This window comes from Paenisporosarcina sp. P4_E4_2 (assembly GCF_056401595.1).
The window spans coordinates 1-5,021 of the sequence record NZ_JBFUJC010000234.1 but is presented as its reverse complement, the minus strand read 5'-3'; the positions used below and the strand labels follow the sequence as shown (position 1 = coordinate 5,021).

At 37.9% G+C, this 5,021-nt stretch carries 5 protein-coding genes; all 5 read right to left on the bottom strand.

Annotated elements, in window-relative coordinates; all coding sequences use genetic code 11:
- A partial coding sequence (locus tag AC1DSB_RS14295) for a lipopolysaccharide biosynthesis protein (RefSeq protein WP_477586945.1) occupies positions 1-865 on the bottom strand: 865 nt, incomplete at its 3' end.
- Between the two features lie 134 nt (positions 866-999).
- A complete protein-coding gene (locus AC1DSB_RS14290; protein WP_477586944.1) occupies positions 1,000-2,094 on the bottom strand; it encodes a glycosyltransferase in 1,095 nt (364 codons plus the stop codon).
- A gap of 67 nt (positions 2,095-2,161) precedes the next feature.
- Entirely contained in the window at positions 2,162-3,319 is a 1,158-nt protein-coding gene (locus AC1DSB_RS14285) for a DegT/DnrJ/EryC1/StrS family aminotransferase (protein WP_477532689.1), read from the bottom strand.
- Between the two features lie 37 nt (positions 3,320-3,356).
- Positions 3,357-4,268: a GNAT family N-acetyltransferase gene (locus AC1DSB_RS14280; protein WP_477532690.1), complete on the bottom strand. Its 912-nt coding sequence runs from the start codon at positions 4,266-4,268 to the stop codon at positions 3,357-3,359.
- Positions 4,269-4,290: 22 nt separating this feature from the next.
- Positions 4,291-5,021 (bottom strand): Gfo/Idh/MocA family protein (locus tag AC1DSB_RS14275; RefSeq protein WP_477586943.1); only part of this gene is annotated, 731 nt, incomplete at its 5' end.

Below are 5,021 nucleotides of genomic sequence, written 5' to 3'. Positions count from 1 at the left end.
ATCCAATGATGCCAACAATCCCTGTCAGTAGCATAATCGAACCGAATGTTTTGTGATTGAATTTTTCCATTCTCGCTATATAACTCAAAATCACCCCATTAATCGGCGTGATGGCCATGGACATGATTTTACCGATGATGGTCGCCGTATAATAAATCGTTACCGCAGCTGGGCCAAGTAATGGGAAAATTAATAGTTTATCTGCATAGTTTAATACGTTTGTTAGTAGAGAGGAGCCGAGGAGAACGATACTTTTATAAGTAGTGGAGTTAAATATGTCTGTGCGTACAATTGGTTCTTTCAATAGGGTTGAATTTTTGATGATATAGAGAACACTAAATCCGTATCCAAAAATAAAGATGAATTGCCAGTATCCCATCAAACTAAATAAAAAAGTGCCCAAAATATGGCCAATGGTTAAGAGCACATTATTGATTACAATCTTTTTATAGTTTAACTRTAGCCGAAAACTGACGCCTAAATATTCTCTTAATAAATTTAAACAGGATATGAGGACGATTAAACTAATACTGATGAATGAAAACTTACCTTCATAATAGATTGTTCCAATGATCATCATAATCGTGCTTAACGCGATACTGCTGATTAATAAAATATTGAAATCACCAGAAATTCGCTTTTTACTATATTCATCATCTATTAATAATCGAATATTGTTTAACACATTACCGAACGGAAAACTCAATACAGTAAAGAGACTGATTAAAGTAACGACCAAACCGTATTGCTCTTCACCTAATCGATCCCCAATAATAGGTAAAGTGAATAATTGAAGAATAATAATCGGTATGGCTGTAGCGACAATATTTAATAGTGAATCAATCAAAAACTTTTTCTTACTCAAATGGCGTACTCCCTACTAAATATTGATGTGCCAAAACGGCTTTCTAGATTGTAGCCACGAAGTCATACCCTACTTAACCATTTTTTTGTGTGTACACACAAGACTAACGTGTTCGATGGCAGATGGTTTACGTATTATAGATTCTTATATAAACGGAATAATTTTTGTTCTTCGATACTCCAATTGTATTTTTCTTTCACCGCTAAGCGGCCATTTTTCCCCATWTCTTTTGCAATGTCAGGGTTTTTCAATAAATACAAAATAGCCTCTGCGATTTCATCAACATTTTCGGGGTCAACTGGGATGCCAAATTTGTATCTTTTCAATTCTTCCCTGGCATATGGAAAATCGGTTATAATTACGGGCAATCCCATCGCCATATATTCATAGACTTTTGTTGCAAAATGATCGCCTTTGTTATATTGGCCAACATTTAAAACTGTACATAGACCAATCCTACTTTTTCGCAAAATATCCGTTACTTCTTCTCGATTTACATGACCTCTATAATCCACACACGCAAACTCTTTCATTCCACGAACGTCTTGAAGATAACGATCAGGGGATAAGACGCCCCCCAATATCAAGTTAACCTTCGCTTTATAGGCAGCTTGAATGTTATACGTAATACCTCGATCATGGGTTAGCGTGCCAATATGACAAATCGTATTCTTTAGTTTTTCTTCCTTTTCATTAAAACGATCGTACAATTCGTGTAACATGGGAAAGTTATCGATAAATGCCGTTTTTTTCGCCCGGTTTTCAAAAGGATTTTTCAAACTATACGTACATGGAAAGACGACCGCATCAATTCGTTTAATCGAATAGGTTTCATACATGAAATATATTTTTGCGATGACCTTCCGTAAAAACTTTGGAATATATTCTTTTTCTTTAATTTGCATCGGATAATTTTCGTGGGAATCAAAGATGACTTTCTTTCCTCGTTTTTTTAACTTATTCCCGATTGGCATTAATTCAGGATCATGATAATGATAGATTTCGGCATCTACTTCCACCGCTTTTTTAAATATCTTTTTCTTGGAGWTCAACATCCGATCAAGTCGGCTCTTTGGCTTAAAATTGGTCGAGATGATCTTTACTTGATCCACTGTTTCATTAGGTAATTGATCATTTACAATTAAGGAGACATCATAGCCATGGCTTGCTAATGATTTACATTCCTTTTCAAATATGCGAATATCATAACGTTCATGAGCACTCGTCATATGACATACTTTTTTGATGATGGTCCCTCCAATATGCGTTCATTACATATTCCACTATTTGTCTCGTCTATAAGTTGCTCTTCTTGATATAGTCTGAAACCACTTTTGCCACAAGTTCTACATCCGTTTCCTTCAAATATGGATGCATTGGTAACGACAGAACACAATCACAAAGCTCGTTAGTAACTTGAAAATTTTCTTCACTAAATTGTAAATGTACAAATGCTTTCTGTTTATGCATTGGATTCACGTAATACACCATACTTGGAATCTCGTTCTTATTGAGATGTTGTTGTAACTGATCCCGTTGCTCCCTATTCTTAAGCTTAATAGTATACTGGGCAAAGCTGGAAAAAAATCCATCGGGGATGGCAGGTGTATCAACCATTCCGCTCAATTTTTCATTATAAAGTTGATAAATTCGGTTTACGTCATCCAATTCATGCTGGATGAACGCGTCAAGCTTGACTTGTAAAATGGCTGCTTGGATCGTATCAAGTCGCGAATTCAACCCAATGCGAATATTGTCGTACTTACTTTCGCCTTTTCCATGAACCTTCAAAGACTTTAACAACTCTGCTAATTCATCATCATCCGTAAAAATTGCCCCACCATCTCCATAACAACCTATAGGCTTCGCTGGGAAGAAAGAAGTTGTTGCGGCATCACCAAAACTGCATGCTCGTTTCCCATGAATATTGCCCCCAAAGCCTTGGGCAGCGTCTTCTAATACAAGTAAATGATATTTCTTTGCGATACGCTCGATTTCAAGATGATCAGCAGGTAACCCAAATAAATCAACAGGGATAATCACTTTTGGTGTGACTTTCCCTTCTTTCAACGTTTTAACAATGGCCTTCTCTAGTTGCGTTGGATCCATGTTAAAGGTATCTTTACATACATCCACAAACACCGGTGTTGCACCGCAAAACGAAACCACTTCTCCTGTTGAGAAAAATGTTAAATCTGGAATGAAAACGGCATCGCCTTCCCCAATCCCCCACGCCATCAGCACAAGGGTCATCGCTTCTGTTCCATTCGCACACGTGATGCAATGCTTCGCGCCCACATATTCTGCTAATCGTTCTTCGAGTGCCTTTACTTCTCTTCCTTCGATATAATTGGAATGAAATAAAACACCTTGAATCGCTGAATCGATTTGATGTTTATAGGTTTGATATTGAGCCTGTAAATCACGAAACTGCATAGCCACTCTCCAATCCACATAAATTCCACCCGGAAAACCCATTACGTCCGTAACCCTAGAAAACCTTATGAATATTATGGTAAGGCATTTGCCTTGAACCAAATTGTCTGAAAAACTGCTCGATATTTTGCTTCATACTTCCTTCAAAATCAAACTTCCGATTCAACCTACTTGCTAATTTAATGCCTTCATAAATCAGTAAAGTTAGGGATTGATTGTTTCGATAGTCAGGATTTGAACCGGACATTAAATAATAAACCGTCTCGTCATCCCAAACAAAATAAGCTGCGGCATGAATTTGATGTTGCTCATCCGCACAATAATATATTTTCCTAGCATTTTTTTGTTCACATGCTTCATCAATTCTCGAAACCGTTTCAAATGAATAAGGGATTTCTAAGTTTTGCCTCTCAAACGTCAGTTTATTTAAATGATAGAATTCATCGATTCCAAGACCTTCATAAACCTGCAAGCTTTTCTCTGCTTTTCTTATATTCTTTCGTATATTGGAATTGAAATTTTGATAGACTTCATCCAAATTGGAAGTATGGTGTATGACATACGTATACCTTGTTGTTTGSGAGTAGCCACGCCAATAAAAAGGAAGCCAGTTTGTAAAGGAATAATGAAAGTATTGTTGGTATTTTGTTAACCCGAGTTTCTCGATTTCATCTATGATGGTATTCATCATGTTTTTTTCATACGTCAGTTTTCTATCGTATTTTTGATTTGGTGGATATCGCATCCAGATGCCATTCGTTTGGGTTAACGTCGCTTTTCTAATTTCTTTCTCGGTTCCGATTTTTTGGAGATAGTATGGCAAGGACGCACAGATTTCGGCGTTTTCTTTAATTAAGATGACATCCCATTCATTCGGACAAACCGCATCCATCCACCAGCCTTTTGAAAATAAAGGAATGGTCGTTTCCTGCTCGCTGAATTGCAGATACTTTTCGAGTTCAGTCATTCCCCTGCCCACTTTCACTAACTCAATGAAATATATTAATAAAATCCAATGTACTCGCCTTCTCCAGTGGGAGTTGGACACTTTTCTTTTCAGCTGCTGACTTATAAATGGCAAGGACGAGTTCTAATGCCCTTCTGCCATCTTCAGCCGTCACATATGGTTCACGGTCCTGTTTAATCGCCTCAATGACGTCTGCATAGAGTGGCGTATGTCCAAAGCCATAAACGGTTGGCGGATTCTCGTGATACTTGGCTTTTACTTCCTGTGAATCGTCCAATTGATCCGCAAACAGCCATTCTTCAATAATATTTACTGATTTCCCACCGATTTTAACGGTCCCTTGATCCCCGAACACATAGAGCGTTTCCTCAAAATTTTGAGGATAAATGTTTGTTGTTCCCTCAATTACACCGTAACTACCGTTCGCAAATCGAACTAACGCAATTCCAAGATCTTCTGCCTCGATAAATGGATGCTTTAAATTATCCGTCATTCCAACAACTTCTACAATGTCGTCACCCATCATCCACCGCAAAAGATCAATATTATGAATGCATTGATTCATGAGCGCCCCACCGTCTTGCTGCCAAGTCCCTCGCCAAGGTGCCTGGATGTAGTAGTCCTCTCCACGGTTCCAGCGGATATGGGCTGTTCCGTGAAGTAGTCTACCAAAACGACCTGCCTCTACTGCTTCTCTCAATTTTTGAACCGATTTATTAAACCGATTTTGGTGGCAAGCACTTACTTTTAAAT